The following is a 395-nucleotide window of genomic DNA, read 5'->3' as shown; positions in this document are numbered from 1 at the left end:
AGACCGCCGCCCTGTCGATGGTCTTCGGCGTGATCATCGCGCTGCTGCTGACGCTGATGCGCCAGGGCCGGAACCCGGTGCTGCGCGGCTTCGCCGCGACCTGGATCTCCATCGCGCGCAATACGCCGTCGCTGTTCCAGATCTACATCCTCTACTTCGGCCTGGGCTCCTTCGGCCTGCACGTCAGCTCCTGGTTCGCCCTGCTCGCGGGGATCACCTTCAACAACGCCGGCTACCTCGCGGAAAACTTCCGCGGCGGCCTCAAGGCGGTGCCCGATACCCAGTTGCGCGCCGCGCGCTCGCTGGGCATGAGCGCGGCCCAGGCGTACCGGCTGATCGTGGTGCCGCAACTGCTGCGGATCGTTTTCTACCCGCTGACCAACCAGATGGTCTGG

1 pseudogene is annotated in these 395 nt (G+C 66.8%); it reads left to right on the top strand.

What is annotated here, in order from left to right:
* Positions 1 to 395: pseudogene (locus B2X67_RS04645) on the top strand (ABC transporter permease subunit); the annotation flags it as partial.

Source organism: Pseudomonas sp. UBA3153 (genome assembly GCF_002364635.1).
GTDB classification, from domain to species: Bacteria; Pseudomonadota; Gammaproteobacteria; order Pseudomonadales; family Pseudomonadaceae; genus Pseudomonas_O; species Pseudomonas_O kuykendallii.
This window is presented reverse-complemented; position numbering and strand designations above follow the sequence as displayed.